General features: G+C 62.8%; 32 protein-coding genes. 15 read left to right on the top strand and 17 right to left on the bottom strand.

Annotated elements, in window-relative coordinates; all coding sequences use genetic code 11:
• Window positions 1-2 precede the first annotated feature (2 nt).
• From ACKAMS_RS04415 to ACKAMS_RS04400, 4 genes are read right to left on the bottom strand one after another with little or no spacing between them, the layout of a single operon-like run.
• Window positions 3-848, bottom strand: a complete 846-nt coding sequence (locus ACKAMS_RS04415) for a DNA-3-methyladenine glycosylase family protein (RefSeq protein WP_408988655.1) — start codon at window positions 846-848, stop codon at window positions 3-5.
• Window positions 845-1,444, bottom strand: a complete 600-nt coding sequence (locus ACKAMS_RS04410) for a methylated-DNA--[protein]-cysteine S-methyltransferase (RefSeq protein WP_080909903.1) — start codon at window positions 1,442-1,444, stop codon at window positions 845-847. The genes ACKAMS_RS04415 and ACKAMS_RS04410 overlap by 4 nt, the downstream gene beginning before the upstream one ends.
• Window positions 1,441-1,995: an RNA polymerase sigma factor gene (locus ACKAMS_RS04405; protein WP_408988654.1), complete on the bottom strand. Its 555-nt coding sequence runs from the start codon at window positions 1,993-1,995 to the stop codon at window positions 1,441-1,443. Before ACKAMS_RS04405 ends, ACKAMS_RS04410 begins: the two co-directional genes overlap by 4 nt.
• Complete coding sequence (locus ACKAMS_RS04400) at window positions 1,982-2,482, bottom strand: methylated-DNA--[protein]-cysteine S-methyltransferase (RefSeq protein WP_408988653.1); 501 nt, start codon at window positions 2,480-2,482, stop codon at window positions 1,982-1,984. Before ACKAMS_RS04400 ends, ACKAMS_RS04405 begins: the two co-directional genes overlap by 14 nt.
• A 144-nt stretch (window positions 2,483-2,626) precedes the next feature.
• On the opposite strand from ACKAMS_RS04400, the gene ACKAMS_RS04395 reads away from it, so the two are divergent.
• A complete protein-coding gene (locus tag ACKAMS_RS04395) occupies window positions 2,627-3,172 on the top strand; it encodes a hypothetical protein (RefSeq protein WP_046379352.1) in 546 nt (181 codons plus the stop codon).
• Between the two features lie 4 nt (window positions 3,173-3,176).
• On the opposite strand, the gene ACKAMS_RS04390 is transcribed toward ACKAMS_RS04395, so the two are convergent.
• The 4 genes from ACKAMS_RS04390 to ACKAMS_RS04375 all read right to left on the bottom strand — a co-directional run bounded on the left by ACKAMS_RS04390 (window position 3,177) and on the right by ACKAMS_RS04375 (window position 7,998).
• The gene (locus ACKAMS_RS04390) at window positions 3,177-3,914 is read right to left on the bottom strand and encodes an SDR family oxidoreductase (protein ID WP_020909251.1); all 738 of its coding nucleotides are present in this window, start codon (window positions 3,912-3,914) and stop codon (window positions 3,177-3,179) included.
• Window positions 3,911-4,936: a phosphotransferase family protein gene (locus ACKAMS_RS04385; protein ID WP_020970897.1), complete on the bottom strand. Its 1,026-nt coding sequence runs from the start codon at window positions 4,934-4,936 to the stop codon at window positions 3,911-3,913. Before ACKAMS_RS04385 ends, ACKAMS_RS04390 begins: the two co-directional genes overlap by 4 nt.
• Window positions 4,933-6,144 carry an acyl-CoA dehydrogenase family protein gene (locus ACKAMS_RS04380; protein WP_264613390.1) on the bottom strand — a complete coding sequence of 404 codons (1,212 nt, stop codon included), beginning with the start codon at window positions 6,142-6,144 and terminating at the stop codon, window positions 4,933-4,935. The genes ACKAMS_RS04385 and ACKAMS_RS04380 overlap by 4 nt, the downstream gene beginning before the upstream one ends.
• A 75-nt stretch (window positions 6,145-6,219) precedes the next feature.
• A complete protein-coding gene (locus ACKAMS_RS04375) occupies window positions 6,220-7,998 on the bottom strand; it encodes an ABC transporter ATP-binding protein (protein WP_037133785.1) in 1,779 nt (592 codons plus the stop codon).
• A gap of 95 nt (window positions 7,999-8,093) precedes the next feature.
• Between ACKAMS_RS04375 and ACKAMS_RS04370 the strand changes: the two genes are divergently transcribed.
• Window positions 8,094-8,681, top strand: coding sequence for a TetR/AcrR family transcriptional regulator (locus tag ACKAMS_RS04370; protein ID WP_408988652.1), 588 nt, complete (start codon window positions 8,094-8,096; stop codon window positions 8,679-8,681).
• Here the strand turns inward: ACKAMS_RS04370 and ACKAMS_RS04365 are convergent.
• A complete protein-coding gene (locus ACKAMS_RS04365; protein WP_408988651.1) occupies window positions 8,616-10,151 on the bottom strand; it encodes a LuxR C-terminal-related transcriptional regulator in 1,536 nt (511 codons plus the stop codon). The genes ACKAMS_RS04370 and ACKAMS_RS04365 overlap by 66 nt on opposite strands.
• A 169-nt stretch (window positions 10,152-10,320) precedes the next feature.
• On the opposite strand from ACKAMS_RS04365, the gene ACKAMS_RS04360 reads away from it, so the two are divergent.
• The 6 genes from ACKAMS_RS04360 (at window position 10,321) to ACKAMS_RS04335 (ending at window position 13,771) form a co-directional block, all read left to right on the top strand.
• Complete coding sequence (locus ACKAMS_RS04360) at window positions 10,321-10,695, top strand: PLDc N-terminal domain-containing protein (protein ID WP_019745450.1); 375 nt, start codon at window positions 10,321-10,323, stop codon at window positions 10,693-10,695.
• Window positions 10,692-11,129, top strand: coding sequence for a DUF6325 family protein (locus ACKAMS_RS04355; RefSeq protein WP_021345646.1), 438 nt, complete (start codon window positions 10,692-10,694; stop codon window positions 11,127-11,129). The genes ACKAMS_RS04360 and ACKAMS_RS04355 overlap by 4 nt, the downstream gene beginning before the upstream one ends.
• A 1-nt stretch (window position 11,130) precedes the next feature.
• On the top strand, window positions 11,131-11,427 hold the full coding sequence (locus ACKAMS_RS04350) for an SHOCT domain-containing protein (protein WP_019745452.1): 297 nt from the start codon (window positions 11,131-11,133) through the stop codon (window positions 11,425-11,427).
• 65 nt (window positions 11,428-11,492) lie between these two features.
• Window positions 11,493-12,470 (top strand): DUF1214 domain-containing protein, encoded by a 978-nt coding sequence (locus ACKAMS_RS04345; RefSeq protein ID WP_408988650.1) that lies wholly within the window; start codon window positions 11,493-11,495, stop codon window positions 12,468-12,470.
• 27 nt (window positions 12,471-12,497) lie between these two features.
• Window positions 12,498-12,911 (top strand): phage holin family protein, encoded by a 414-nt coding sequence (locus tag ACKAMS_RS04340; protein ID WP_182261335.1) that lies wholly within the window; start codon window positions 12,498-12,500, stop codon window positions 12,909-12,911.
• A gap of 38 nt (window positions 12,912-12,949) precedes the next feature.
• Entirely contained in the window at window positions 12,950-13,771 is an 822-nt protein-coding gene (locus ACKAMS_RS04335; protein ID WP_408988649.1) for a tyrosine-protein phosphatase, read from the top strand.
• Here the strand turns inward: ACKAMS_RS04335 and ACKAMS_RS04330 are convergent.
• The gene (locus ACKAMS_RS04330; protein WP_408988670.1) at window positions 13,758-14,687 is read right to left on the bottom strand and encodes a DMT family transporter; all 930 of its coding nucleotides are present in this window, start codon (window positions 14,685-14,687) and stop codon (window positions 13,758-13,760) included. The two genes, ACKAMS_RS04335 and ACKAMS_RS04330, sit on opposite strands and share 14 nt — an antisense overlap.
• Window positions 14,688-14,769: 82 nt before the next feature.
• Here ACKAMS_RS04330 and ACKAMS_RS04325 point away from each other — a divergent pair, with 82 nt between their 5' ends.
• Window positions 14,770-15,348: a TetR/AcrR family transcriptional regulator gene (locus tag ACKAMS_RS04325; protein WP_408988648.1), complete on the top strand. Its 579-nt coding sequence runs from the start codon at window positions 14,770-14,772 to the stop codon at window positions 15,346-15,348.
• Window positions 15,349-15,354: 6 nt separating this feature from the next.
• On the opposite strand, the gene ACKAMS_RS04320 is transcribed toward ACKAMS_RS04325, so the two are convergent.
• Window positions 15,355-15,966: a TetR/AcrR family transcriptional regulator gene (locus ACKAMS_RS04320; protein ID WP_021345650.1), complete on the bottom strand. Its 612-nt coding sequence runs from the start codon at window positions 15,964-15,966 to the stop codon at window positions 15,355-15,357.
• Between the two features lie 89 nt (window positions 15,967-16,055).
• Between ACKAMS_RS04320 and ACKAMS_RS04315 the strand changes: the two genes are divergently transcribed.
• Window positions 16,056-16,517, top strand: coding sequence for an SRPBCC family protein (locus ACKAMS_RS04315; RefSeq protein ID WP_019745480.1), 462 nt, complete (start codon window positions 16,056-16,058; stop codon window positions 16,515-16,517).
• Between the two features lie 2 nt (window positions 16,518-16,519).
• Here the strand turns inward: ACKAMS_RS04315 and ACKAMS_RS04310 are convergent, their stop codons facing one another.
• The 3 genes from ACKAMS_RS04310 to ACKAMS_RS04300 form a co-directional block, all read right to left on the bottom strand.
• Window positions 16,520-17,167 carry a TetR/AcrR family transcriptional regulator gene (locus ACKAMS_RS04310; RefSeq protein ID WP_019745481.1) on the bottom strand — a complete coding sequence of 216 codons (648 nt, stop codon included), beginning with the start codon at window positions 17,165-17,167 and terminating at the stop codon, window positions 16,520-16,522.
• Window positions 17,168-17,264: 97 nt separating this feature from the next.
• Complete coding sequence (locus ACKAMS_RS04305; protein WP_003939707.1) at window positions 17,265-18,026, bottom strand: SDR family NAD(P)-dependent oxidoreductase; 762 nt, start codon at window positions 18,024-18,026, stop codon at window positions 17,265-17,267.
• Between the two features lie 95 nt (window positions 18,027-18,121).
• On the bottom strand, window positions 18,122-19,267 hold the full coding sequence (locus ACKAMS_RS04300; protein WP_007730036.1) for an acyl-CoA dehydrogenase family protein: 1,146 nt from the start codon (window positions 19,265-19,267) through the stop codon (window positions 18,122-18,124).
• A gap of 140 nt (window positions 19,268-19,407) precedes the next feature.
• On the opposite strand from ACKAMS_RS04300, the gene ACKAMS_RS04295 reads away from it, so the two are divergent.
• The 3 genes from ACKAMS_RS04295 (at window position 19,408) to ACKAMS_RS04285 (ending at window position 22,095) form a co-directional block, all read left to right on the top strand.
• Window positions 19,408-20,007: a TetR/AcrR family transcriptional regulator gene (locus tag ACKAMS_RS04295; protein WP_020970923.1), complete on the top strand. Its 600-nt coding sequence runs from the start codon at window positions 19,408-19,410 to the stop codon at window positions 20,005-20,007.
• 35 nt (window positions 20,008-20,042) lie between these two features.
• Entirely contained in the window at window positions 20,043-20,621 is a 579-nt protein-coding gene (locus ACKAMS_RS04290) for a hypothetical protein (RefSeq protein ID WP_020970924.1), read from the top strand.
• 61 nt (window positions 20,622-20,682) lie between these two features.
• Window positions 20,683-22,095: an FAD-binding protein gene (locus tag ACKAMS_RS04285; RefSeq protein WP_408988647.1), complete on the top strand. Its 1,413-nt coding sequence runs from the start codon at window positions 20,683-20,685 to the stop codon at window positions 22,093-22,095.
• A gap of 8 nt (window positions 22,096-22,103) precedes the next feature.
• On the opposite strand, the gene ACKAMS_RS04280 is transcribed toward ACKAMS_RS04285, so the two are convergent.
• Window positions 22,104-23,345, bottom strand: coding sequence for an RNA polymerase sigma factor (locus ACKAMS_RS04280; RefSeq protein WP_408988646.1), 1,242 nt, complete (start codon window positions 23,343-23,345; stop codon window positions 22,104-22,106).
• A 6-nt stretch (window positions 23,346-23,351) separates the two neighbouring features.
• Entirely contained in the window at window positions 23,352-23,696 is a 345-nt protein-coding gene (locus tag ACKAMS_RS04275; protein WP_007730031.1) for a YciI family protein, read from the bottom strand.
• Between the two features lie 140 nt (window positions 23,697-23,836).
• Here ACKAMS_RS04275 and ACKAMS_RS04270 point away from each other — a divergent pair, with 140 nt between their 5' ends.
• Together ACKAMS_RS04270 and ACKAMS_RS04265 are read left to right on the top strand one after the other, a co-directional pair.
• Entirely contained in the window at window positions 23,837-24,313 is a 477-nt protein-coding gene (locus ACKAMS_RS04270) for a DUF309 domain-containing protein (RefSeq protein WP_042953026.1), read from the top strand.
• Window positions 24,313-24,951 (top strand): LON peptidase substrate-binding domain-containing protein, encoded by a 639-nt coding sequence (locus ACKAMS_RS04265; RefSeq protein WP_020970928.1) that lies wholly within the window; start codon window positions 24,313-24,315, stop codon window positions 24,949-24,951. Before ACKAMS_RS04270 ends, ACKAMS_RS04265 begins: the two co-directional genes overlap by 1 nt.
• Before the next feature lie 6 nt (window positions 24,952-24,957).
• Here the strand turns inward: ACKAMS_RS04265 and ACKAMS_RS04260 are convergent, their stop codons facing one another.
• Window positions 24,958-25,773, bottom strand: coding sequence for a mycofactocin-coupled SDR family oxidoreductase (locus tag ACKAMS_RS04260; RefSeq protein ID WP_019745487.1), 816 nt, complete (start codon window positions 25,771-25,773; stop codon window positions 24,958-24,960).
• Window positions 25,774-25,806: the final 33 nt, after the last annotated feature.

The following is a 25,806-nucleotide window of genomic DNA, read 5'->3' as shown; positions in this document are numbered from 1 at the left end:
CACTACAGAAACGCTTCCTTGGTCCACAGATGAAAGAGTGCGTACGCTCGCCAGGGTCGCCAGCGCTCGGACAACGCTGCGGCTTCTTTGCCCGACGAGACCCCCAACGCTCGCTTCAACACCAGATCGTCGGGTACGAAGGCGTCGCGATCACCGAGAATTCGAACAGTGAGATAGTCAGCGGTCCACGGTCCGATTCCCGGTAGCGCCAACAACTCTTGTCGAAATTGGACAGGATCCGAATCCCAGGAGAGATCGAGACCGTTCGCTGCCGCAGTTGCCAACGTGTGCACTGTTCTTGCGCGCACTGTGGTCAATCCGACGGCTTTCTGTATGTCCTCCGGCGATTGCGCTGCAACCGCGTCCGGATCAGGGAAGGCAAGAAACTCCCCTTCCACCGGCGCTCCGAATGCGCTGACAAAACGACCACCGAACGTCCTCGCTGCGGCGAGCGAAACCTGTTGCCCCAGAACGGTGAGCACTGCGGTCTCGAAACCGTCCACCGAGCCGAGCACCCGCAATCCTGGACGGGCGGCAACGAGTGGGGCCAACAACTCATCGCTACCGAACGCTGCTTCGACAGCAGTGTGATCGGCGTCGAGGTCGAGCCAACGACGCACGATCACCTCCAGCACTGCGGAATCCCCCGCTGGCACATCGGAATCCATGACGACACCGTCGTCTGTCCACGACACCGACACGACAACCGGGCCGGAAGGCAACGGTACGACTCTGGTGTGAACACCGTCGTCGTGACGCTCGAGGCCTGCGACGCAGTGAGCCCGCAGGGCACCGGTAAGCGGTTCGACTGCATAGGGTGCCTGAAAGCGCAGCGTCACTGCGCTCACCGGCCGGCTTCCAGATCCAGCAGAATCGCTTTCAGTTCGGGGCCACCGGCGTACTGCCCGAGGCTGCCGTCGCTGCGCACCACCCGGTGACACGGGACCACCAACGGCAGCGGATTCTTTGCGCATGCGGTCCCCACGGCACGCACCGCACGCGGGCTTCCCGACGCTACTGCGACCACCGAATAGCTTGCAGTGTGGCCGTATTCGATCTCGGGGAGATGACGCAACACTTCGCGTCGGAACCCCTTCGCGAGTTGGAAGTCCAAGCGCAGATCGAATTCTCGACGCGCACCGGCAAAGTACTCGTCCAACTCGCGAGCGACAGTGTCCAGCCTGCGCGGGTAATGAAGCACACGGGGGCTGACGGTGTCCGCCAAACGTTCCAGAACGAGGTCGTGCCCTTCGACGGCAAAGGCAACCCGCACCAGGCCGACATCGGTCGCCGCCAGGAGCAGCTTTCCGACCGGCGAATCGACGGTTCGATATGCCACGTCGATCAATTCAGCTTCGGACGCCTGCGCAGCCAGGCGCGCCCGTAGGCGGATCATGGCGTCAGCGTCAACGGCTGGAAGCGCCTCGAACACATCGTTACTCATGAGTGACTCCCTTCCGCAGCGGTAGCGGACAAGTAGATTCTTCGTAGTGTGGCGATACCGTCGGCACCCGCGCGTCTGGCGGCCGCCGGGGTGTTGCCGAGGATGTCCGCGATCTCTGCGTACGGCAGCCCACCCAGAAAGTGATAGGCGACTGCCGCACGTTGTTTGAGCGGTAGCTGTTCGAGTGCGTCCCAGAGTTCGTGATCCCACGTTCCGGGTACGCCGATTCGCGTCGGCAACTCCGGAAACTCGTCTGTCGGCACGGCCACGCGGGCGCGCACTCGGGTGATGTCGATTGCCTTGCGGTGCGCGATGGTCACCAGCCAGGCTTCGATGTTCGCGTCCGGATTCAGATCCGGATATGCCCGCATCGCTGCGATGAACGTCTCGGACCACGCGTCCTCGGCGTCGACGGGACCGACCACCGCGCGGCAGACACGGAGGACCACTGCACCGTATTCGGTCACGACGTCTTCGAACGGTTTGAGTCTCACGATCGGTAGACGTTCCCGATCACCGAATTGTGAGCCGAGCGCATCAGAAGAGGACATCCGATTCGCCGCCGTGCTCGCGGTCGAGCAGGAACCGCTTGCGTTCGAGGCCGCCGGCGAAACCGGTCAGACTTCCGTCGCTACCGACCACACGATGACAGGGAACGATGATGCTGATCGGATTCTTGCCGTTTGCAGCGGCGGCGGCACGGATCGCAAGCGGGTTACCCAAAGTTTGCGCGAGCTCCATGTATGTCCAGGTTTCGCCGTACGGGATCGTTCGCAAGGTATCCCACACCCGCTTCTGGAACTCGGTGCCCACGGGCGCCAGCGGCACGGAGAACTCCGTGCGATCACCCTCGAAGTACTCGGTGAGCTGCGATTCGACTTCACCGAAGACCGCCGCGGAACGATCACCGAACGTGGACTCGTCCGGCTTGTGGCGATGCTCCGCCATGTACAGCCCGCAGAGCTCGTCACCTGCTGCTACCAGCGTCAACGCCCCGATCGGCGAGTCGATCACTGTGTGCGTACGGATAGCCGTCATGTCTCGATCCTTCCAGGTTGCGCGGTGCAGCAGGCAGCGGGTGAATTGATTGTCCGTGCCGGCACCGACACCTCGAAGACGCCGCTGGCCTCGTGAATGTGAGATTTACCTGTACTTTGACGTCACATCAGGCAGTATCGAGGGATGGCTCTAGTTTTGCCCGGCAGCTCCACCGTCGTCCGCTCCGTCGGCGACGTGGTGCACTGGTCCCTGTCCACGGTCGCTTTTGCGGTCACCCTGCCCGCTCGACTCGAGGCGCTCCTCTTCTCGGTCGAGAGGTTGGTGGCACGCATCAACCAGATCGCCGACAACGCCGACCGCGTCGTCATCGGAGCCGCCGCCGTGACCGTTCGAGCTGAGACGCTGGTCGAGGCCGTCGAACAGACCTCGGACATCGCGGGACAACTCCTCGAGATCTACGAGCCCATCGCCCTACAGCTCGCGCCGCTGGCCGCCAGGTTCGCCGACGACCTTTCCGAGGCAGAGGTCAGCGCCGCGATCAAGCTGATCGACCAACTACCGGAGCTCACCGACCGGGTGGCCGCGGTGCTGCCCATCCTCGGAACTCTCGACTCCGTCTCACCCGAGATCCACGAACTCCTCGGAGTGGTCAAGGACCTGCGGCAGGCAATCGTCGGAGTGCCTGGCTTTCACTTCTTTCGCAAGCGGGGCGAAGCCAAGCTGGATTGAAATTTCAGGCGGAGTAGCCGTTGGTCCCAGCACGCGTCATGACGACCTTCGGAACTACCGCTCGAGACGAGAGCTTGAGCAGACCGTCCACCAACTCCACGATGTCGTCGACCTTGATCATGGTGTCCGGTGTGATCCGATCGCGCGTCCACGCCGACATGTCGGTATCGACGTAACCGGGAGCGATGGCCGTCGCACTGACGCCGTTTCCGGACTCCTCGGCGTTGAGTGCCTCGACCATCGAAATCAGCGCAGCTTTGGTGGCTCCGTAGACGGCCAAGCCGCTCTCGGCATACACACCGGCCATCGAGGCGAGAGCGATCACCTTTGCTCCGCCGGCGAGGTCCGCGTCCGCCGCTGTACGCAGGAGCGGCAGCGACGCTTGCAATAGTGCGAACGGTGTCCGGAGATTGACGGCAACGGTCTTGTCGAAACGGCGCATCGGGTAGTCAGCCACTCGCCCACTGGTTCCCACTCCGGCGTTGAGGACGAGGGCTCGCATGGAGCCGAATCGCTCGCCGTGCGTGGCTACGAGTGCTGCGGCGAAGTTCTCGTCCGCCATGTCGCCTGCCGAGACGACGACGTTCGGCGATCCGGCGCGCGTAAGTTCTTCGGCGACAACGGCGAGCCGTTCGGCATCACGCGCCGTGATGGTCAGCCCGTACCCTTGCGAAGCCAAGCGTGTTGCGATGCCGAGCCCGATTCCCTTGGAGGCGCCGGTGACCAGTGCTGATCGAGTCATTCGAATTTCCCTTGCAGTGCGTTGAGTCCGGCCGAGATCAGTTCCGGCACAGAAGATCCAGCCTTGTCGAATCCCCCGCCGACGGTGGCTCCTGCTCGGAATCGGTGATCGATGCCCTGCGCCACGACGGCGAGTTTGAAGAACCCGAGCGCCATGTAGAAGTTCCAATGCGCCAGTTCACGACCCGAAACGGACGAATACCGTTGCGCCAGATCGACAACGGACGGTAGCGACGGGCTCGTCCACGCAGCAGGCTCACCCAGAACCAGATCCAGCGCGGGATGCCGATAGACGCACATCATCGCGATGTCCGCCAGCGGATCACCCAGCGTCGACAGTTCCCAGTCCACCACTGCGGCAACCTTGGTGACGTCGTTCGCCGCGAGAATCGTGTTGTCGATCCGGTAGTCGCCGTGCACGATCGACGAAGCCGATTCAGCCGGAATCAATTCCGCGAGGCTCGACGCCAACCTGTCCACATCGGCCGAGTCCTCGGTCTTGACGCGTGACCATTGACCGGCCCACAACTTCACCTGACGGGCTACGTAACCGTCGGGTCGGCCGAGTTCGCCGAGACCCACTGCGTTGTAGTCGACGTCGTGCAGGGCAGCGAGAACACGCACCAACTCGTCGGTGCACTGCGTGACCTGCTCTGCCGGAACAGCTTCCAACTCGGTTTTGGTCCGGATCACTTGACCGGTGACGAACTCGACCACCGTGAACGACGCACCCATCACCGAGGCGTCCTCGCACAGCACGACGGTCGGGGCGACCGGCACGGCGGTGTTCTGCAACGCCGAGGTGATTCGGAACTCGCGCGCAACGTCGTGCGCCGACGGTGTGAGGCCGGCCGTGGGTGGACGACGCAGAATCCACTTCGAGTTGTCGTCGAAGATTCCGTAGGTGAGATTGGATTTGCCGCCTGAAATCAGTTCGGCTCGCAACTCACCGCTCACCTCGACGCCTGCGGCTTGCAGATACTTGTGGAGCGCCGCGAGATCGAGTCCTGGGAAGTCCGTCACTTCGCCTCCTCCCGAGCAGCGCGCTTCGCAGCGCCGACAACACGTTTCGCAATTGCCCAGCGATGAACCTCGGACGGACCGTCGTAAACGCGGAAGGGACGCACTTCGCGGGACAACCGTGCCAGCGGCAGATCGCCGGACACGCCCATTCCGCCACACATCTGAATGGAGCGGTCGACGATCCGGAAGATCGCCTCGGCCGCGTAGGTCTTGGCGATGGACGTCGCGTTGCTCGCGTGCCCGCCCTGATCGAGTTCGAAGCAGGCCTGCACCAGAAGTGCGCGACTGGCTGCGATGTCGATCTCGTTGTCGGCGACCATCTTCTGGATCATTCCGAGATCACCGAGTTTCGAGCCGAAGCCTTCTCGTTCGGCAACCCTGGCCACGGCGACGTCGTGGCCGCGGCGCGCTGCACCGAGCCAGCGCATCACGTGCGTCATCCGGGCGGGACCGAGACGAACCTGCGCGTAAGCGAAACCCTGATCGACCTCACCGAGAACGGCCTCGTCGGGAACGAAGAGATCCTCGAACGTGACCTCGCAGTGCCCGCCGATCATGGCCTTGTCGAGAGTGTCGATGTGCCGACCCACGATGAGACCCGCTGTGTCCGTCGGCGTCAGGAACATGGTCGCTCCGCCGCGCTGCCCGGGCTCGCCGGAGGTGCGCGCCATGATGATGAAGAATCCGGCGCCGTCGGCGCCGGTGATGAACCATTTCTTACCGTTGATCTTCCAGCCACCGGGGACTTTCTCGGCGCGGGTGTTCAAAGCCGAGGGATCGGATCCCGCTCCCGGCGCGGGTTCGGTCATGGCGAATGCCGACCGCATGTCCCCGCTTGCGAGCGGCGCGAGGAACTGCTGCTTCTGTGCTTCGTTCGCGACGTGGGCCAGCATGTGAACATTGCCCTCGTCCGGCGCAGCGATGTTGAGCGCCGTCGGCCCGAAGAGCGAGTAGCCGGCTTCCTCGAAGACAGGCGCGCGATCACTCATGTTGAGTCCGTGGCCGCCGTACTCGATCGGTGCATGCGGTGCGAAGACACCGGCTTCTTTTGCTGCCGCCTGCATCTCGATGCGGATGGCATCGCCACCCGCGACGGCGATGTCACCGGCGTGTTCGTCTTCGATGGGGAGCACTACGTTGCGCGTGAAGTCGCGCGTCTTCTCGATCAGCGCCACCACCTCGGGCGCGTACGTCAGATCGATTGCCACCAGCCACCTCCGAAAGAACATCCCGACCGAGCGATCGCTCGGTAACAGCACTCTCGCACATGCCGATGCGCCGGGTCAACAATCTTCGAGCATCGCCTCGCCCTGATCGAGCCGGCCGGCAACCACCATGTCGCGGTACAGATCGTCCTTGTCCATGAGCTCGTCATGGTTGCCGATGTTGCGGATCCGACCGTCTTCCATGACCACGATCCAGTCGGCGTCACGCACCGTTGAGAGCCGGTGAGCGATGGTCACCACGGCCCCGGTACGTGCACGTTCGTTGATCGCGTCGACAATCGCGGCTTCGGTGAGTGTGTCGACCTGGGCAGTGGCTTCGTCGAGCAGAAGCAAAGCACTCGGTCGCAGAACTGCGCGTGCCATCGCGATCCGCTGACGTTGGCCGCCCGACAGCGAGGTGGCCGTCAGAGCGGTGTCGAGTCCGTTCGGCAGGGCCTCGATCGCGTCGTCGAGTCGGAGCAAGCGCAGAACGGCCTGGACTTCTTCGTCCGTCGCGTCGGGATGGCTGAAGACGACGTTCTCCCGAATCGTTCCGGGCACCACCGGTGTCTCTTGCTCCACGTACGCGAGACTCTCGCGCACAGCGCGGTGATCGAGCGCGTCGTAACCGACTCCATGCAGGAGAACCTCACCCGATCGCGGTTCGACAAATCGCAGCACAGTCGAGAGCAAGGTCGTCTTTCCGGCACCCGACGGGCCGACGATGGCCATGTGCCCACGCGTCGGAATGACCAGCGAGACATCGCGCAACGCCGGCTGGTTCGACCCGTGGTAACTCACGGTGACGTCGCGCAACTCGATCAGCGGCGCGGCAGCATTTGTTTTCGCGACCACGTCCACGACCTCGTCGTACTGCTCGGTGGGCAACGACTGCATCTCGCGAATCCGGATAGCTGCCGCGATTCCCGACTGAACAGAAGTCACGTTCTGCGCAAGCTCCGACACCGGCCCCATCAGGGTGAAGGCGTAGAGCAAAAACGCGATGAGCGTCGAGACTGCCATTTCACCGTCGGCGACTCGCCAGGCACCGAAGCCCAGGATGGCAATGATCGATCCTTGAATGGCGGTCCACGCGACAGTCCACGCGGTTGCCGACACTCGAACCGCCGTGATCGCATGCTTTTTCGCATCGGACGCATTGGTCGTCACCAGAGCGCCGACGCGATCCTCGGCGAGGGAAACCTTGACCGTCCGGATCGCACGCAAGCCACCCTCGAGTACGCCGCCGAGCTGACCGAGCGATTCCTGGGTTCGCGCTTCGGCTGCGGAAATCCGAGGCATCAGAACGGCAAAGAGTATGGAGGCAAACACGATTGCCACCATGGTGACCCCCAACAACGGCAGATCCAGAACGCCCATCAGAACAATCGTTCCGATGGTCAACGCGGCTGCGTTCAGAATATTCACTGCGGCCGACGACGCCGCCTCCCGCAGCAGCAAGGTGTCCGACGTGACCCGGGTGACCAATTCACCCACGGATCGCGATTGCAGCGAAGGTACGGTCGCCGCCAGGAATCGCCTCACCAGCGAAGACCTGGCGTCGAAGACAACCTTCTCGGCGGCGGTTCCGAGAACGATCCACTGAGCACAACCGAGCACAGCACCGACGATCAGAAGGACGACGAGCGTGAGGATCGGTCCCTTCAGCGACGCACCGGTATCGAGGGTGTCGAGAACCCACTTGGTGACCATCGGCGTTGCCAGCGTCGCCGCCGAGCCGCACAGCGCCAGTACCAATCCGAGGAGGAGCGACGGCAGATGCGGTCGAGCGAACTCCGAGAGGACGCGGAGATTGCTCCATTTCGGTGCGGGCTGAGAAGCGTCGGATTCAAGCATGAATTTATGGAACACGAATGTTCCATAAAGGGCAAGAGAAATTCCGATTCGGAAACACTGGATACCGAAACCGGACACGGCTACGCTTCGAATTCGTGACAACGATCCACAGCGCACCAGAACAAAGCGCGACCCGCGAGCGCACACGGAAGGCCATCCTCAATGCTGCTGTTTCGGTGTTCGCATCCAAGCCTGCTGCGACCCTCAGCGAGATCGCTTCGGCCGCGAAGGTCGGCCGGACCACTTTGCACCGCTACTTTCCCGAACGATCCGACCTGGTCGACGCAGTCGCGGCCGAGGCCACTCGCGCCGTCGGTGAGGCCGCAGCAGCGGCGCGACTCGGTGAGGGCACCGGAGCCGAGGCACTGGTTCGCCTCTGCCACGAATACTTCGAACTGGCCGACCTTTTGACGGTCCTGTTCTTCACTCCCGGCGTCTATCAAGAAGATTCGTTTGCCGAGTCCGCGTCGAACGACGACGGAGTCACCGACGCCATCGAACGCGGACACTCCGACGGGTCCATCGACCCCGACATGGGTTCGGACTGGGTGCAGAACCTACTGTGGTCACTGCTTTACACGTCGATGGACTACGTGAACCGCGGTTCCGGGACTCGACTACAAGCCTTGGATCTGACGGTTCGCAGCCTCCGTCGCGGAATCGCCCCCGATCCCGCGGTCTAGGTTGTCGGCTGCTTGAACAGCGGCACGCCGCTTGGCCACACCTAATTTGCGGTAAATCGAGCGAATGTGAGTCTTCACAGTGGGATAGGCGATGCCGAGGTGCGCAGCGATCTCGTCTGCAGTCATCGTAGTTCGCAGAAAAGTGAGGATCTCTTTCTCACGTTCCGTCAGGACTCCGGCGAGTTTGGCAGAGAGCTGGCCCCGTTTTTCCAGAATCGTGCGCAGGAGCTCCTGGTGTCTCGACCCCTGTGTTGCGTGCGCGTTCAACAGATCGACGATTACCGGATCGCCGCTCAGAAATGGGGCGAGAATACGCTCGGGGATTGCCTCGGCCAGCGCACGATCCAACTGCTCGTGTGCCTGCGGTCCACGCCCGGCGACGGAGCTCAGGGCGGCAGTCGTGACAAGGGTGCTCACCAGCGCATATCGGGGCAGCGCGGCCGAGGTTGCCAACCGAAGCGCCTGCGCTGACGGTTCCGGATCCCCCATGACTCGGTAGAGCTCCGCGAGAAGCGCGTGAGCGACCGCAGCACCTGTTCTGGTCAGCGTGGGCATTGCGATGCGGCGAGCTTGCTCGTCCTGCCCCTGAGCGTGGGCGAGCCAGGCCGTGGTGACGCGCCGCAGCGTATCCCAAGGAATGCCGTGCTTGTCCGCAGTGCTCACGCCTCGCAGCAGCCGAGCGGCGTTGTGGTACCGGTCTTTCCGGTTCAGAGCGATCAGGCTCATCACCAGGTACAGACGGGCGAGCGCCTCGAAGTTGGTTCCGGGACTGCCCTCCACGATTATCGAGTCGAACTGAGCGATCGCTTCCTCGAAGTCGCCACGCCAATAGGCGATGCACCCTCGATTCGACTGTGGGAGTCCACCTTCGAAGCGTTCCCAGTCGGATGCAACCTCTCGGGCAGGAAGGCCGTCGAGGATCTGTTCGGCTTCGGTGAACACTCCCGCGTGGGTGAGTGCAAAAGCCAAATTGGATTGCGCGAGACGCAACGTCTCCGCACGCGACTGCAACCGCGCTTCATCGCCGGCGGAGCGAAGTAGCGCGATGGCGCGAGGTAGATCACGACGAAGCCTGATCTCGGTCCACCCGAGGAGGAAAAGTGCGGACGGGTAATCGTCCTCGGGCTCGCACTGGGCGAGGGCGTGACGCGCGCGATCGGCGATGACGGCCTTGGTCGAGGTGTCCGGAGCGAGCAGTAGGTCGGTGAAACAGACGACAAAATCGTCGGACGCGACCCGTAGACCCTGCCCGCGTAGAAACTCCGCGCCGTACGGATCGCCGCTGAGGTCGCGGCAGCACGCCCGTATCAGCAGGATGTGTGGATCGTGTGGATCGGGATGCGCAAGGCAGAGTTGCTCGAGTTCCCTGGTATGAGATTCGAGAATCAGACGGAGCCAATTCTTCCGCAGGACGCGTCGAGCCTGCTCCGCCTCACCGGAGGCGAGTGCGTCACGCACGGCTTCGATCATGTGTCGAAGATACTCGAGACGTTCGACGGCCGTGGAAATCCCGTCTCATCCGCTTCGGATGAGACAGCGATCGAAGCATGCGGAAACCGGTGAGAATTGCCGGAATCAACTGAAAAGCGCGAGTCGGCGGAATGCCGACGCGCAGGCCTGACACGAACGGACAAGACACATGAGTTTCTGGGAAAGCCTCGGCTGGATGCTGTGGGCGACCGTCTTCGTCGGATATCTTTTCGCGCTGTTCGCGATCGTCGCCGACCTGTTCCGCGACCACAAGCTGAGCGGCTGGTTGAAAGCTGTTTGGATATTCTTCCTGCTCTTCCTACCCATCCTCACCGCGCTCGTCTATCTCGTCGCCCGCGGCGATGGGATGACGGAACGCAGCAACAAGGCCGCACGCGAGGCCGAGAGCGCGGCCGAATCGTATATCCGCGAAGTCGCAGGAAAGAGTCCCAGCGAGGAAATCGCCACAGCTGCAGCACTCCTCGAAGCCGGATCGATCAGCGAGGAAGAGTTTGCCGCACTCAAACTGAAGGTGCTCTCGTGAGTGACGCGCGTTTCGGCCCCGTCGACTTCTACCTTCTCGGTCTGCCGGGGCAGAGCCTCGACCCCGCCGCGTTCTGCGCGCTCACCGACATCACGGATACCGGCCTGGTACGACTACTCGATCTGATCGTCATCTCCAAGTCCGACGACGGTGAACTCACCCTCGTCGAGGTCGAGGAATTGCCGAACGGCTTCGAGATCAACGTCGAAATGCTCGGCGCGTCCGGTCTGCTCGGGCATGAAGACATCACCGAACTCGCGGAGGCGATTCCCGCCGGCGCTTCAGCGCTGCTGGTCGCGCTCGAGCTGGTCTATCAGCGCGAACTCGCCGCCCGGACCGCCGAGTCCGGCGCGGTGTTGCTGGGTTACGAGCGGATACCCGCGCCCGTCGTCAATGCCCTCATGGACACGATCATCCCGAAATTGGAGGTCTGACATGCCGTACATCCCGAGACGAGGACGCCCTGGACTGCTGGGCCTCGCCGCCCGCACCGCGGTCGTGACCGGTACCGCGACCGCCGTCAGCGACGGTATGGCCACCCGCCGGCAAAGGAGAGCTCAGGCCGACTACGAGCAGGCGCAGTACGAATTCGCCCAGCAGCAGGCCGTACTCCCCACACCCGCACCCCCGGTCGATCTCGTCGCCGAGTTGCAGAAACTCGGCGATCTCAAATCACAAGGCCTACTGAGCGACGCCGAGTTCCAAGCCGCGAAAGCACGACTGCTGGGCTGATTCACCCCGACGGGCCATGGATTACCGCGCCCGCTTCCGTACCCCGACACCGATTGGAATCCGCTATGTCCACGATCGCCGTCAACGTCCTGAACTTCAATCGGGCAGAATCCGATCTCATGTTCGCTCGCCTGGCCGCGGGCGTCGGCCTGGGCACGTGGAACCACACTCGCGAGCTCGGGTCACTCGACAACCAGCCGATCATCCGCCAGAACCGCGACACTCTGTACAGCAGCGCGATCATCGACGTGCGCGAGAACGTCACGATCACGGTGCCCGATACCGGCAAGCGCTACATCTCCGTGTGGGTGGTCAGTCAAGATCACTTCGGTCCCGTCATCCTGCGCGATCCGGGAGAGCACCTGCTCACGCGCGAATTGGTCGGAACCGATTACGCCGCACTGATCGTGCGTATCCTCGTCGATCCGAACAGCCCCGAAGACGTCGCCGAGGTGAACCGGTTGCAAGACGCCCTCACCATCGACGGCGGCGGAACGGGAGAGTTCCCGTTGCCCGACTACGACGAACAATCGCAGACCGAGACCCGCGACGCGCTCCTCGCACTCGCTCGTGGCATCACCACCTACGACCATTCATTCGGCACCGCGGCGGAAGTCGACCCGATCAGGCACCTGCTCGGTACCGCATCCGGCTGGGGTGGCCTTCCCGAGTACGAGGCCACCTACGTCAACTTCGACGAACGTCTCCCGATCGGGGAATACCGTCTCCGCCTGAACGATGTTCCCGTGGATGCGTTCTGGTCGGTCTCGCTGTACAACGCAGCCGGATACTTCGAAGAGAACGCCTTGGGCGTCAACAGCATCAACAGCCTCACAGCCACCCCCGACTCCGACGGCAGCACCACCATCCGGTTCGGCGTCAATCTCGACGGCGTCGCGAACGCACTGCCCATCATGCCGGGCTGGAACTACGTACTGCGCCTGTACCGCCCCCGCCCCGACGTGCTCGACGGAACCTGGACGGCGCCTCGTCCCGAGGCCCTCCAGCAAAGCGTTCCCCACGCACACATCACTCTCGGGTGACTAGACCTGATCACGGAGGTACAAGCCATGCGTCTGTTATTTCAGCTCGTTTCGCAATGCATACTCGGCGCGATCGCGCTGATCGTCGTGCATTTTGCGCTGCCCGGGGTCAGCCTGAGCGTCAACGGTTTCTTGGCCGCTATCGGCGTATTCACCCTCGCCCACATGATTCTCGGCCCATTCGTGCTCAGCGTGGCACTGCACTACGCGGCTCCGCTCGCGGGCGGTGTCGGCTTGGTCGCCACGCTGCTCGCGCTCTGGGTTGCGACCCTGGTCCCCGACGGCATTGCGATCAGCGGCGTCGGGTCCTGGATCCTCGCCCCGATCATCGTGTGGGTGATCACGGCGTTGGGAGGGTGGATCTTCATGGCTCTCGTCATCGACAAGTGGATCAAGAGACGCAATGCCGAAAAGCTCGTGCGCAGTGTGCAGAAGGCATGAATGATCAGTTCGGAAACGGAACCCACAAGGAGTCAGCCATGCCAACTCACCCGCTCGATCGTCGCGTTCTCCTGAAGACCGCTCCGAACTTCCGGGATCTCGGTGGCATTCCCGTTGCTGATGGCACCGTCCGCGCCGGCGCGCTCTACCGTTCGGCGACGCTCGCGAAACTCGACGGCGACGACGTCGCCGCGGTCGCCGACTTGGACGTCCGGACGGTCTACGACCTGAGGACCGCTGCCGAGCGCGACGGCGCGCTCGACAATCTCCCTGACTCGACGCGGACGGTCTGGCTCGACGTTCTCGCCGACAATGCCCAAAACGCCGCGGCCACCGGACTACTCATGACGGACCCGGTCGCGTACGCCGAGACTATCAGCGATGGACGTGGGATCGCACAGATGGAGGAAGCGAACCGCAACTTCGTCAGCCTGCCGTCCGCCCTCGACGCCTACCGCGCGTTCTATCTCGACCTCATCGACGAAACAAGAACCGGTGCAGCACTTTTCCACTGCACCACCGGCAAAGATCGCACCGGGTGGGCCGCGACCTCTTTCCTGCTCCTCCTCGGCGCCGACGAAGCCGATGTGCGCGCCGACTGCCTGGAGACGAACACCGATCTGGCGCCCATGACGGAACCGATCCTCGACTTCGCCGCAAGCAAAGGCGTTGACGGAGAACTGCTCCGGCCGCTCCTCGGAGTCCGCGACAGCTACTTCGACGCCGCGCTCGACGAAATGCGCACGCGCTTCGGCACAGTCGAGGACTACGCAATCAACGGACTCAAGCTCACCGCAGAGCAACTCACCACGCTCCGCGAGCGGTTCACATCGCGATCGGGCTTCGTCAGCGCGACGTGATCGGAGCTCTTGCCGGGCAGGAATCCGTGCTCTCGTCATGCTTCTTCGGTCGATTGTCCACCCGGGTGACCACGACGACGGCGACGATGCCCACCGCCAAGCCGAGAGCGGTGAACGGAGTGAAGGATTCTCCGAACATCAGTGCGCCCCAGACCGCGGTGACGGGGGCGATCAAGAACATCAAGGTGTTGACGGACGTGATGCCGATGCGGCGGAGCAACAACCAGTACAGCCCGTATCCGCCGAAGGTGGACAACACGATCAACCAGAGCAATGCGATCCAGAATGTGCTGACACTCGGCGGTACGGCAGCACCCGAGACGATCGCCAGAGTTGTGAAAACTATTGCGCTGGTTGAGCAGTGGATGGCCAAAGCCTGCAGTGGCGGCGTGGACGTGGGAGCGCGTTGCTGGACGAAGGTGGATGCAACGAGGCTGAGCATTCCCAGGAACGGAATCGCGTACGCCCACCACGGGGCCGATGTACCGGCCCCGGCGTCGGCTGCCGTGACCGTCGCGACGCCGGCCAGTCCGATCGCTAATCCGATCCACTGCATCCGCGGGACTGCGACACCGAGGACCGGGCCGAGCAGCGCGGCTGCCACCAGCGGCTGAATACCGTCGATCAGCGCTGCGGTTCCGGTGTTCACGCCGAGATCGACTGCCCAGTACACGGACAACAGATAGCCACTCTGGGAGAGTATTCCGATCACCACCTGCCTGCCGAGAGCCCGCGGTGTCGGCATCGTTTTCCGGCGCCGGGCGGACAGCCAGACAATCGGGACCAGTACCGCCGCAAGCGGGAGAAAACGCCACATCAGCAGCGTGGGGACCTCGGCACTGCCGGCGCCGAGTTTGGCTCCGATGAATCCCGAACTCCAGCACGCGACGAACAGGACCGACAAGGTGGCCGTCACGGCAGATCTCGAGGTCACGATCCGAGGTATACCGATCTGTTTACTCATGGAGTCGACTATACAGATCGGTATACTTTTGTCCATGGCAGACGAATCCGTACCCGACTTGACTCCGAAAGCACGTCGCATTCTGGAGTCGGCATCGAAGCTGTTCTACGAAAAGGGAATTCACGCCGTAGGCGTGGATATCGTCGCACTGGACGCCGGGGTCACGAAGAAGACTCTGTACGAGCGGTTCGGCTCGAAAGACGGCCTCGTCATGGAATATCTGAAGGATCGAGATCGGCGGTGGCGAGCCTTTCGCGACAAGAAGCTCGCATCAGCCGGACACAGCCGCGCCGAGCAGTTGAGTGCGGCATTCGACGCTTCCGCCTCTTGGTCCAAGGCGAGCGGAGGCAAAGGTTGCAGCATGGTCAACGCTCACGCCGAGTTCAGCGATCGGTCACACCCGGTGTTCGCTGTCATCGCCGAACAGAAGCAGGAAATGTTGGACGTCTTTCGGCGCATTCTGGCGACAGACGGGCAAGCCGACGAACGTCTCGTCGAGGCAATCATGCTGCTTCACGAAGGCGCCCTCGTCGCAGACGGGATCGGTATCGGCACCGACCCCTTCGACGTCGGCCGGGATGCGGCCCTCGAAATGCTGAAGCATTCCGGGTGATCGCCCCTACGCCCCCACCATCCGACGCGCTATCTCCAGATACCTCTCCACCAACTCGTCCGGAGACAACTCACCGTCCGGTCGGTACCACACCGCGACGGCGACGCACATCGTCACGACAGCTCGGCTGGCATCCTCGGGATGGTCGGCATCGAACACGCCCGAAGCAACGCCGTCGAGGACGATCCGGTCCACCTGCTTCTGCTGTTCGTCGCGCTGCGCGATGTAACCAGCCCGACTGTCGGGCTCCATGCTGCGGATCTCGGAGGAGGCGACGAACGACTGCTCGCGTCGAAACATGTGGAACCGCAACAGAGATTCGATCACCGCGTCGAAGCGGTCCGAGGGATCGTCCCCGGCATCGAGTTCGGCGGCGCGGCTTCGCTCCAACAACTCCGTCATCACCACGGTCGCCAGACCGATCAACAGAGCCTGCTTGGACGGGTAGTGATGGTAGAGCCCCGGCACCGACAGCCCGGACCGCGACGCGACGTCACGGATCGAAGTCCCGTGATAGCCCTGCTCGACGAACGCCTCCAGCGCCGCAGCGAGCGGTTTCGGTAGTCCCAGGTCTTCGTAATCGCGCCAGGACCCGCGTACCGGAAGCTCGTTCGTCATACCGATACCGTAGATCGCCGTTGCGCCGCCGCCGAACGCGTCGGTGCCATTGGTTACAGTCGATGTTCACCGAAAGACAGGGACCAGTCATGATCCATGTTCGCCACTCCGCGGTTGCTGCCGTGCCGGTTGATGTCGCCTTCGACTACATCGACGACTACCGCAACGTCCCGACGTGGATGTTCGGTGTTTCCGAGTTCACCCCGTTCGGAGAGTTCGATCAGGGGCTCGGCGCCACGTTCGACGCGGCCATGCAGATCGGGCCAAGCACGTTGCGCTCCAAGCTCGAGGTCACCGAGTGGGAGAAGAATCGGATCATCAAGCTGTCTTCGCTCGGCGGTGTATCCAACTCGTCCACGTGGGAGTTCGCCGCGATCGACGATTCCAAGACCGAGCTCTCCGTCGACTTCGCCTACAAACTCCCCGGCGGCATTGCCGGCAAGGCTCTCGGCCGCTTGATCGGGCCGTTCGTCGAAAACGCTGTCAGGAACAGCGAGGAGACGTTGCGCCACAGCCTCGAGCAGCAGTTCGCGGCCCGCGGCGAAGGCTGAAACTACCCGCGGTCGCCTTCGAGGCCCAGCGCGTTGGCCCACACCTGAGTAGCCGTCTTGACGACGTCCTCGAACGGGACGGGGTTGCCGTCGGCGCCAGGTTCCTCGGAGACGAACGAACTGTAGGCAAGACGGCTCACCATTGCCGACAGTGCTCGGGAAGCCAGCAGCGGATCCAGTGAGCCGTCTGCCTTGCCAGCTGCTTGCAAGCGTTCGATGGCTCGGGCATTACGAGAAATGAAGGTCTCGGCTCGGTCCCGACGCAGTTTCGCGAAGGCCGGATCGATGTGCGATACCTGCTCGAGCAGACCCATCAGTTTGGCGTTGCGGCGAAACGCCGTCAGGTAGGCACGGTTGCTCGATTCGAGGACCGCATACGGATTGTCGACGTCGCGGACCCGTCCCATGCCGGGGTGCAACATGTCTTCCTGCGCAACGTCGAGAACTGCGGCGAAGATCTGCTCTTTGTTGTCGAAGTAGGTGTAGAACGTGCCGGTGGAGCAGTTCGCTTCCTTGGTGATGTCCGTCAGACGGGCATCGAGATACCCTGCGCGCTCGAACACCGTTCGAGCCGCTGCGACCAGAGAAGCCCTGGTCCGGACGCCGCGGGCAGTCACCGGCAGGTCACGCAGAAGCTCCGTCGCAGCCATGGATGGTGGCGGACGGTCTTCCCAGTTCTCCTGAGGTTCGGCGCGAGAGGTCACCAGCTACTTATACGGCAAAGCCGGCGACATCTCGGCATCGGCGTCAGGTGATGGTGATTCCTCCGTCGACGGCGATGGTCTGACCGGTGACGTATCCGCCTGCCTCGGACGCGAGCCACACCATGGTGGCCGCGAGCTCTTCAGGATCGCCCATGCGGCCGAGGATCAGGCGCGGAGCCATCGCGTCCAAGTAGCCGTCGTTGTATTGGTCGGTCATTTCCGACTTGAAGAAGCCTGGCGCGATCGCGTTGACGCGAATGCCCTTGCGCGTTCCCCACTGCTGTGCGAGGTCACGGGTCAATCCGACGACGCCTGCCTTGCTCGCCGCATAGGCGGCCTGTGGGAGTCCGGCGGTCGTCAATCCGAGAATGCTCGAGATGTTGACGATGGAGCTGCCCGGGAGCATGACGCGGCCGCAGGCCTGCGCTGCCCAGTAGGACCCATTGAGGTTGATGTCGATGACGGCGCGGAACTGGTCCGGGGTCTCACGGGTTGCCGGAACAGCGGTTCCGACGCCGGCGTTGTTGACCAGTACGTCCACGCGGCCGAACTTCTCCATCGCGGCGTCGACCATGTTCTGAGCCTGAGCCGGATCGACGATGTCGGTGGCCACGCACAACGCTTCGCGGCCTGCGTCACGCACGAGCTTGGCCGTGTCTTCGAGCTTGTCGACGCGGCGAGCAGCGAGGACGACATCCGCGCCGGCCTCTGCTGCGGCTTTCGCAAACGCCACCCCGAGGCCCGACGACGCACCGGTCACGATGACCACTCGATCGGTCAGAGAGAACTTGTCGAGAACAGACATGCGCGGTGATGCTCCTGTGTCGTCGGGTTCGGGAAGTGACGTATGGACTGCAGTGACATATGGACTGCAGTGACATATGGACTGCAGTTGCGAAATTACAGGCCGAGATCGCGGCCGATGAGTTCCTTCATGATCTCGTTGGATCCGGCCCAGATCTTGGTGACGCGGGCGTCCATCCACGCGCGAGCGGCGCGGTACTCGGTCATGAAGCCGTAGCCGCCGTGCAACTGAACACAGTGATCGAGGACCTCGTTCTGAACCTGCGCGGTCCACCACTTCGCCTTGGCGGCGTCGATGGCGGTCAGCTCGCCGGCAGCGTGTGCTGCGACGCAGTTGTCGACGTAAGCCTGGGTGACCTCGATGCGGGTCACGAGATCCGCGAGAAGGAATTTGTTCCACTGCAGCGAGCCGATCGGCTGACCGAAAGCCTTGCGGTCCTTGGCATATTGCAGCGTCTCTTCGAGGATCGGAGCAGCGTGCGCGATGTTGGACACCGCAGCGCCGACGCGCTCCTGCGGCAGCATTTCCATCATGTGGATAAACCCGCGGTCGATCTCACCGATGATGTTGGTGGACGGCACGCGAACATTCTCGAAGAACAGTTCGGCGGTATCGGACTCGTGCTGGCCGACCTTGTCGAGCTTGCGTCCGCGCTCGAAACCTTCCATGCCGGTTTCGACGGCAAAGAGCGTGATGCCCTTGGACTTCTTCTCGGGACTGGTCCGCGCCGCCACGATCACGAGATCAGCGTTGTAGCCGTTGGTGATGAAGGTCTTGGAGCCGTTGATGATCCAGTCGTCGCCGTCCTTGACCGCAGTGGTCTTGAGCGAGGCGAGGTCGGATCCGCCGGAAGGCTCGGTCATGCCGATGGCCGTCAGCATCTCACCGGTGCAGAACTTGGGCAGCCAACGCTGCTTCTGCTCTTCGGTGGTGAGCTGAACGAGGTACGGAGCAACGACGTCGGCATGGATGCCGAAGCTCGAGGCAACAGCTGCACTGGCACGCGAGAGTTCTTCGGCCAGAACAGCGTTGAAGCGGTAGTCGCCGGCTTCGCTTCCGCCGTACGCCTCTGGAACCTCGAGTCCGAGGAAGCCGTTGCGTCCCGCTTCGAGCCAGATTTCACGATCGATGAAGCGCTGGTCGATCAGCTTCTCTGCGACCGGAAGGATGTTCCGGTTGACGAATTCGCGGGCAGATTCGCGAAATGCCTCGTGATCGGGTCCGTACAGAGTGCGACGCATGACGAGTTGCTTCCTTTCGGCGTGGCAATGCCACATGTAACGATGTTCCTAAGCATCCGCTTAGAATCTAAGCATCTGCTTATAGTGAATCGAGAGCGGGATATTGTCAACATCGAAATCCGTCACACCTGGAGGAAACCGTGAGCGATTCACCTGACGTGGTGATCAGCCCCTCCAAAGCTGCGGCCCGTATCCGCGCGGCAGCCGTGGACGCTTTTGCCTCCGCGGGCTACGGCGGCACCACCACGCGTGACATCGCCGCACGACTCGACATGAGTCCCGCCGCCATGTACCCGCACTACCGCTCGAAAGAAGAGCTGCTTTTCGCGATCAGCTTCGAAGGTCACACCGAAGCGTTGAAGGTGGTCGAGGGCGCCGACAGACCGGGTGAAGAGCCGTCCGTTCGCCTCCAGGAACTGGTCAGCACCTTCGCCAGTTGGCAGGCCGGGCACCACTCACTCGCTCGCGTCGTCCAATACGAACTCACTGCACTCACACCAGAGCACTACCGAACCGTCGTCGCGCTTCGCCGCAGCACGACGCGGGTGGTCCGGGAGGTTGTCGACGCCGGCGTCCAGTCGGGCGACTTCACGATCCCCGATGCCGAAGGCGTCACCCTCGCCTTGATGTCCCTGTGCGTCGACGTGTGCCGCTGGTTCCCGGCCGGCAATTACACGAATCCGGAAGACATTGGAAAACTGTACGGAGACCTGGCATTGAGGATGGTGGGCGCCGCCTGAATCAGGTGACACCGACCGCAGAAAGGACTCGGCCAGTGGCCAACCGCACCTATCTCTACTCAACCCCTGTTGCTCCGCATGAGAATCCGGCTGCCGCTCGCGCCCGAGGTCTCACCGGTATCTCCGAGTGGTCGTACGCGATACCGCTGGTCCCGAGGATCCTTGTGTCCGTGAATCCCTTCGCCCACCAGTCGGTCATCTGGGACGACACCCCAGACCTGATCGCGGTCACCGCGCCCTGCGGTCCTGGTATCGCCCGGCTCGAAGACTTCCTCGGCAGAATCGATCACCCCGAACTCGGCACGATGGCCGGCGATGCGCTGCGTTTCCTGCGCAGCCACACCGAGCCCGACCACTACTTCGTCCTCGAGTGCGGCGAGATCTTCGACATGGACGACGAACCGTTCGCCGAACAGGGCGCGGCCCTGATGACCGGTCTGGCGGACATCGACGCCGAGATGGAGGCAGCTTTGGCCACGCTCGCACCCGCCAAGCCGCGCTTCTGGGAGCGGCTGTTCACGCCGACTCAGGAGAGCGTCGAGGAACCGCTACGCGAACTCGGCCTCGGTTACTGGTCCGAGACCCTGTACTTCGATCTCGACGTCCCGCGATAGGCGAACCGAGCATCCATCAGTTTCAGACCAGTTGGTCCGCAAACAGGTACCCTCGGATTTCGTGTCCGACTACGCCACCGATCTGCCAACCTCTGCGTCCACCGTCCTCGGCGGTTGGGGTCGCACAGCCCGAACTACCTCGCATGTCGTTTCGACTCCTGATGTAGAGGCGATCGCAAAGGCCGTCGCCCGCGTCGCAGACGACAACGCGGACAAGCCGTTGCACCTCCGACGTGGAGTCATCGCTCGTGGTCTGGGCCGATCTTACGGAGACAACGCGCAGAACACCGGCGGCTTGGTCATCGACATGACTGCCTTCCGTCGAATTCACAAGATCGATGCCGAGTCCCGTCTCGTGGAGATGGACGCGGGAGTCTCTCTCGATCAACTGATGCGCGCGGCGCTACCATTCGGTCTCTGGGTACCGGTACTCCCCGGAACACGCCAGGTAACCATCGGCGGAGCGATCGCCTGCGATATTCACGGCAAGAACCACCACACCGAGGGCAGCTTCGGAAATCATGTCCGCTCGATGGATCTGCTCACTGCTGACGGCAGTATCCGAACACTGGAGCCGCAAGGCCCGACATCCGAACTCTTCTGGGCTACCGTCGGCGGGATCGGACTGACCGGGATCATCCTGCGCGTCACCCTCGAGATGACGCCGACCGAAACGGCATACTTCATCAACGACGGCGCACTGACCGCAAGCCTGGACGAAACCGTCGCTTTTCACAGCGACGGCAGCGAAGCCGACTACACGTATTCGAGCGCCTGGTTCGATGCAGTCAGTGCGCCGCCGAAGCTCGGCCGGGCCTCGATCACGCGTGGTTCGTTGGCGACCATCGACCAGCTTCCGCTGAAATTGCAGAAGAACCCGTTGAAATTCGATGCGCCACAACTGTTCACGACACCGGATGTTTTCCCCAACGGCTTGATGAACAAGCTATCGGCGTCAGCGATCGGCGAGTTCTACTACCGCACCGGTGGCAACTACGTCGGGAAGGTGCAGAACCTGACGCAGTTCTATCACCCACTCGACCTCATCGGTGAGTGGAACCGCGCGTACGGGTCCAAGGGATTCCTGCAATATCAGTTCGTGGTGCCGGTCGAGGCAGTGGACGAATTCAAGAGCATCATCCGCGACATCCAGGGCTCGGGGCACTACTCGGCACTCAACGTCTTCAAACTGTTCGGCGGTGGAAACGCTGCCCCACTGAGCTTTCCGATGTCCGGGTGGAACGTGGCCTTCGACTTCCCGATCAAGTCCGGCCTGGGCGAGTTCGTCGCCTCCCTCGACAAACGGGTACTCGAATTCGGCGGTCGCCTCTACACCGCCAAGGACTCTCGGACTACCGCGGCGAACTTCCACTCGATGTATCCGCGAATCGACGAGTGGATCCAGATGCGCAGAAATATCGATCCGACAGGTGTTTTTGTGTCCGACATGGCCCGAAGACTCGAATTGGTCTGACGCACCGATCAGTCAGAGATCTCACCGAGCCGACGCTCCAAGTAGGCCCGCTCCGGTTCCGTACCAACCAAATTCAGCGCACGTCGGTATGCAGACATTGCCGCGTCGGTGCGCCCCAACCGCGCGAGCAGTTCGGCGCGCGCGAGGTGATACGGGTGGTAGTCGGCAAGTTTGGGCTCCGCTGCCAGTTCTTCCAACGCTGCCAGCCCAACCTCCTCGCCGTCGCGCATCGCCAGCGCCACTGCCCTGTTGACTGCGACGACGGGCGAAGGCGTCAACGTGAGAAGCACTCCGTAGAGCGCGCAGATCTGCGGCCAGTCGGTGCTCTCCACATCCGCCGCCTCGTCATGCAATGCGGCGATGGCAGCCTGCACCCCGTACGGCCCCGGCGCTCCCCCGGTCAACGCGACCACGACGAGGTCGCTGCCTTCCTCGATCATCGGCTGGTCCCAGCACCCGCGATCCTGATCTTCGAGTAGGACGATCCCGCCACCGGCGTCGGTACGGGCATCCCGACGCGCGTGGACGAGGAGCATCAACGCCAGCAACCCGGCGATCTCGCGCTCATCGGGAAGCAAAGCGCGCAAGATCCTCGCCAGCCTGATTGCCTCTACCGCCAAGTCGACGCGTTGCAGATCCGGACCCGAACTGGCGGCATACCCTTCGGTGAACACCGAATAGATCACCTGTAGAACACCGGGCAGGCGCTCCGGGAGTTCTTCGGTGCTGGGAGTTCGGAAGGGAATCCGAGCCTGACGTATCTTCTTCTTCGCACGCACGATCCGCTGCGCCATTGTCGCCGAAGGAACGAGGAAGGCCCGAGCAACTTCGGGCGTCGTCAACCCGCCGAGGCAACGCAAGGTGAGTGCGATTCGGTCGTCCTCGGCCAGCGCCGGGTGCGAGCAGGTGAAGAACAGCTGCAACCGCTCGTCTGGAAGTTCTCCGTCGACCGTGGGCGGCGCCGGGTCGGCACGATCGGCGTCCACCTGCATCACCGCCAATCGCGCCGCATAGGCCTGATCACGACGAAGCCTGTCGACGGCTTTGCGACGCGCCGTGGTCAGCAGCCAGGCGCCGGGTTTGGCCGGCACTCCGTCCACCGGCCAGTGCACCAACGCGGCCTCGACGGCTTCGGAGGTAACTTCCTCGGCCAGATCCAGATCACCGAAACGGCGGACGAGCGAGGCCAAGAGTCGTCCACGTTCCTCCCGGAACACTGACTCGATGGAGTTCTCGGCCTGCTCGTCCACGGCGAATCAGTCCCCGAACCCGGCCAGTGGACGCACCTCGACGCTGCCGCCGTCGCGCGCGCCGGGGCACCGCGCGGCCCATGCCAGCGCCGCGTCCAGATCAGGAACGTCGATGACGTCGTAGCCGCCGAGGATCTCACGGGTTTCAGCGAAGGGTCCGTCGGTGACGGTCTTTTCTCCGGACTGCGAGACTCGAACCGTTGTCGTAGTCGTCAGGTCGGCGAGGGCATCGCCGGACACCCAGATACCGGCATCCTTCATTTCCTTGTCGTATTGCTGCCAGTCCTCGAACGTGCACTGGGGTTCGGTGTCTCCGCCGGGCGCGGTGTAGATGAGCAACATGTACTTCATGACTGACTCCTTGGTCTGTTGTTTCTCTTCCGGCTTTCTTGCCTTACAACATGACGACGAACGGTTCTCCCCGGAATCGACAGGCGACTCGAAAAAACTTTCGGCGGGTTCGTCCGAGGTGCTGCCGTTAGGCTGAGTGTATGACCGAACGCGACCGGGACGCCGCTGGAAAGCCCCTCAATTCGCGGCCCCGCGACGGACTCGGCCGTCCACTGCCACGTGACGCAGCGGGCGGCGTCCCGCGCATTCCCGACGATGTGCGCCTCCCTCCGGACGAGTCGATCACCGAGGCTCAGCGTCTTCTCGACCACGGGATGCCTTTTCACGCGCACGAAATTTTCGAAGGAACGTGGAAGGACGCTCCCGCCGAGGAGCGTGACCTGTGGCAGGGACTGGCTCAATTGGCCGTCGGGCTCACCCATCTACTTCGGGGCAACAACACCGGTGCCGTCTCACTTCTCGGCCAGGGTCACGACCGCATCAGGCACTACGAAGTGGAAAGCCCGCACGGCCTCGACATCCCCGGCCTGCTGATGTGGTCCGAGCACTTGCTCGCTGAAATCGATCGCCCCGGCGATTTCCCCGTCCCTCCGATTCCGAGGTTGAGAATCCCCTGATGCCCATCTTCCCCATGTTTCCGCTCGGCTCTGCATTGCTTCCGGGTGAGGTGTTGCCACTGAACATCTTCGAGCCTCGGTACCGCGCACTGGTCGAGAATGTTCTCGAAGCTGCCGACGGCCCACTGTTCGGAGTAGTGCTCATCGCTCGTGGCCACGAGGTCGGTGGCGGCGAATCACGCCACGACGTCGGCACTCTGGCTCGGATCGAGTCTCATGTCGCAATGGGTGCCGGACGGTATCAGTTGTATTGCCGGACCGAAGACCGTATCCGCGTCAATCGCTGGCTGCCGGACGATCCTTACCCACTCGCCGAAGTCGAATTGTGGCCTGACGAGAACAACGGAACACCTGTCACCGCTTACGAATACGACTCTCTCCTCGAGCGCATCGAGTTCATGTACGGAATGTTGGGAAAGCTCGCACTTCGGGCCGGCGAACAGACTCCGCGAATGCCCGTCCCACCGGATCCCTTGGATCCGCTGGGTTCTCGGCTGTATGCCCTAGCCAGAAACATTCCGATGGGTGACGCCGATCGCCTGGCGATTTTGACCGCGCCAGGCGCCGACGAACGTATTCGCACGCTCTCGGAGGCGGTCGAGAACACCATCGAGGTGGCGCAGTTCAATCTGCTTTGAGCGCGACTACGCCATCGTCTGACCCATGTCGATGACGATCTTCGTCCCGGTGACCGCGCGGGAGAGGTCCGTCGCAAGGTAGACCACGGCGTTGGAGATGTCCTCGACGGTGGTGCGTGGGACGGACGTGAGCGGCCACTTGTACGAGTTCATGTACTCCGGATGAGTAGTGAGTACCTTACCGACGTTGGGATCGTTGCCCATCTCGGTCTCCACCGCGCCAGGGTGGATGCTGTTGACTCGAATGTCGAAGCTTCCCAATTCTGTTGCAGCAGTGCGAGCCAAACCCACGAGGCCGTGCTTGGCCGCCGAGTAGTGCGCACAACCAGGCGCTTCGGCGACGCCGGCAGCACTGCTGACGATCACGATGGAACCACCGTTGCCCGCCTCGATCATCGAGGGAACCGCAGCCGCCATCGTGCGCCACACACCATTGAGATTGATGTCCACCAGCGTCGACCACTGTTCTTCCGGCATCTCCCAGAAACGATTCCACGTAGCGATGCCCGCATTGGCGATCACGACGTCGAGGCGACCGAACTTGTCGACGCCCGACGCCACCGCCGCCCGCAGCGCCTCGAGGTCACGCACATCCGCTACCGCGGTGACGATCTCGCGCCCCTCTGCTCGCACGAGACGGGCCGTTTCTTCGAGGTCGGCTTCAGTCGCGGCCGCGTAACCCACGTCTTCAGACACCGACGCGCACACGTCGACAGCGATGACGTCGGCACCTTCCTGCGCGAGTCGGATCGCGTGATTGCGTCCCTGACCCCGCGCTGCACCGGTGATGAAGACGACCTTGCCTGCCAAGAGTTGTGTCATGGCCGGGACGTTAGACGCTGATGTGGCCCGCTG

It is taken from the genome of Rhodococcus sp. 5A-K4 (genome assembly GCF_046097995.1).
Lineage (GTDB): Bacteria > Actinomycetota > Actinomycetes > Mycobacteriales > Mycobacteriaceae > Rhodococcus_F > Rhodococcus_F erythropolis.
This window is presented reverse-complemented; position numbering and strand designations above follow the sequence as displayed.